At 58.3% G+C, this 2,773-nt stretch carries 2 protein-coding genes; both read right to left on the bottom strand.

Features of this window, described 5'->3' with window-relative positions:
• A partial coding sequence (locus ABIB91_RS41945; protein WP_502917100.1) for a transposase occupies positions 1-165 on the bottom strand: 165 nt, incomplete at its 3' end.
• A gap of 550 nt (positions 166-715) precedes the next feature.
• Positions 716-1,483: an outer membrane protein gene (locus ABIB91_RS41550; protein ID WP_354128578.1), complete on the bottom strand. Its 768-nt coding sequence runs from the start codon at positions 1,481-1,483 to the stop codon at positions 716-718.
• Between the last annotated feature and the right edge of the window lie 1,290 nt (positions 1,484-2,773).

Below are 2,773 nucleotides of genomic sequence, written 5' to 3'. Positions count from 1 at the left end.
CGAAGGCCGGCCAGTGTGGGAGTAGAATGGAGCGAGCTCGTTGTGCACCCAACTCAGGTCCAGAAAACCGTCGATTTGCCGTACCAGGTGATCAACCGGCACCACCTTGTCGAGATCAAAGGAGTAAAAGAACTGGCCCTGACCGCTCTCCTGCCGACCTAACATCCGCTGCTCCCGCAAATGCCGCCTCAAACCAACGGAATCACGGTTCGCGAGTCGTCTCAACCGGCGTTTGGCAACACAATCCGGGGCAAAGCAGACATCCCGCCGCAAGGCCGCGACTTCCGATTTCGCTCGTTGACCCGATGCGGAAGTGGGGCCGACGCTTGAGCCTTTGTGATGCGTCGTCCTCGCCTGAGCGTGCACGCGCAGGGTCAACGTGCAACCGAAAAACCATCGCGTGCAAAACGCTCAAGACGGTGCTGAAATTCGGATGCGCCTTGCCGCCTGCGAACGACGCGGTAAAGGCTTGTTTGTGTGATTCCCAGAACGTCGCGCGAGCTCCGAAATGTTGTGCACACGGACAGCATCCTCAATCGCACGACACATATCGGCGATGTCGCCAGTCTCGAATGCGGCATTGAGGCATTCCGCAACCTCTCGGCGGTTCAGTCTGGATCTGATGCGCGCTTTGTATCTTTCTCAGACATGGCTTTAAACAAAAGGCCGGGCAAAATGCCCGGCCCACTGTCCTGACAAAAGCGTCTAGATGAAGTCAGTATCTCGCGGCGACAGGAGGTGTTCCCAATCCGCCGAAGCGATAGTTAAAGCGCACGGTGACCATGTCCACGTCCTGCTTGACCCCGTCGCCTAAGAGGGTGACCCCACCGGGCGTGACCACGCCTGCGAAGGAGGAGTTGTCACGCCCCATCCAGAGATGGTCATATTCAACACCGACCGACCAGTTCGGTGCGAAACCATATTCCCAGCCCACACCAAGGGCGCCGCCCCAGCGCGTGTGACCTGCCGAGGCGAGTCCGACCCCGGTGATGTTGTTGAACACGTCAAAGCGATTGTGAGTGACGGCCGCGCCGCCCTTCACGTAGAGCAGCGATGCGTTCCATGCCCAACCGAGTTGGGCCGTGAAGAGGCCAATGCCATCGGTTTTCCCTGTGGTCGAAATCAGCGGATCGATCAGGCTGACGCGCGTATTCTTGATGTCAGCCCAATCGCCCTGTGCTTCCAGTCCCAACACAAACTGATTGGTTTGCCAGCGATACCCGATCTGTCCGCCAACAAGACCTCCGGAGCGATCAGCGCAACCACCCGCAACTGTCCCTGCGAGCGTAACGAAATCCACACAGCTGTGGGTTTGGCCCCAGCCGCCGTTGGCGCCGATGTAGAAACCGGTCCAGTCATAGATCGGAGCGACCACCGGCGGCGGCGCTTTAGTGTAGGGGCGAGCCGCCAAATCAGCCGCCGACGCAGGGCCGGATAGAGCCACAGCCATCATCCCGGCCGCGACAATCAGAAGCTTTTTCATTACGAGAAATCTCCCCAGAAGAAGTTCAAAAAAGGCACGACGCCCACCTAAGGACTAAATGGTATCCCGTTCGCCTGCAGGTTGATGTAGCCAAGCCGCAACACCCGGCTCAGATGTTTAGTGGCAATTCCTTGTTTCTGTTAAGGACTTGCAGGGAACCAAATGCCCGCCAACGTGCATTAAATCGCGAGCGGGGGCTTCTGGTCGACCGTTGGACTGCAGCATGGGAGCCCCCGCGCGAACCGGCGTCACAAACTTGTGGCATGACCATTGCATAATTCAGCACAACTGGGATTTCAGCGCTCAGTTAGAGAATAAGCGCTGCCGGGACGCTTTATTTCGAGCCCGGCGACGCCTCACTGCGTTTCCCTTGCGCCACCGCTACGGCGCATATTGTTTCGACAACCCGGGTATTTGGCGCATGGCCTACGACACGGCAACAGTACATTTGCTCCGCGACGTTCTAGACGACGTTCTTTCCAGTCCGTCATTCACTCGCCAGCAGCAGCGATCTGCTCTGGAAGTTGCCGAGCGCGTTCTCTTGCTCGCTTCCCAAGGCGTGCGTGAACCGATCAGGATCAAGCGACACCTGCTAAATGAGTTTTTGGCATCCGCTGGCAGCGAAGCCAACCGGGTCGCCCCTTCGCCTGATCGACGGTGAGCCTGCTTGGCCGCCAAGTGCCGCTGGTAATGCCCTGCGGGTTCGATCGTGTCTACCATGCCACCACTGCCGCTCATCGGAGCATTCCCTGCCCATTGGCATGTCGCCTTGTGTTGTGCACAAAGCGGACTTGCTGAAGGCGAGCCCGAATGTCCGCTTCTGGGCGGAACTCCGACATCGCAGGTCCTTACGGTGAGACCTTGGCCGCGTCGTCGCCTCCGTTGTGCCCGCCATGCCAACCACAGCAATCTGTAGCGGCTTGCCTGTCCATCGTGGCCGGGCGGAGCAGTTGCCATTTCTGCTCCCCGCCATACTCTGACGGCGGCTGGGGAGCCTGTAGAATGTTCGATGTGTATCTGAACACCAAGCGTGATCTGTTGGTTGTGCGCAATGGCTTGCCAATTCCTTAAGGCGGATGGCGTAAGAAGAAAAACGTGGCGAGCGTCAGCGAGGACATTAACCTCGCCGTTCAGAGACAGGGCTACTACATCGCAAGCTAACGGATTTTAAGAAGCGGTAGTCCGCAAAGCGCAAGTGCAACCTCTTGTCTGATTGCGGTTGCTGGCACAAGGGTTCAGCTCGTTACCGACAGCCTGCGAGGCTCGCTCTTGTCTACGAGGTCGACGTTC

Origin of the sequence: Bradyrhizobium sp. JR4.3 (assembly GCF_040547695.1) — a bacterium.
Taxonomy (GTDB): Bacteria; Pseudomonadota; Alphaproteobacteria; order Rhizobiales; family Xanthobacteraceae; genus Bradyrhizobium; species Bradyrhizobium canariense.
Note: the sequence above shows the minus strand (reverse complement) of the source record. Positions and strands in the feature narration are given on the sequence as shown.

What these genes read in the sequence shown, in the direction of transcription:
- ABIB91_RS41550 (WP_354128578.1), bottom strand. Translation starts at nt 1,483, where the DNA reads ATGAAAAAGCTTCTGATTGTCGCGGCCGGGATGATGGCTGTGGCTCTA.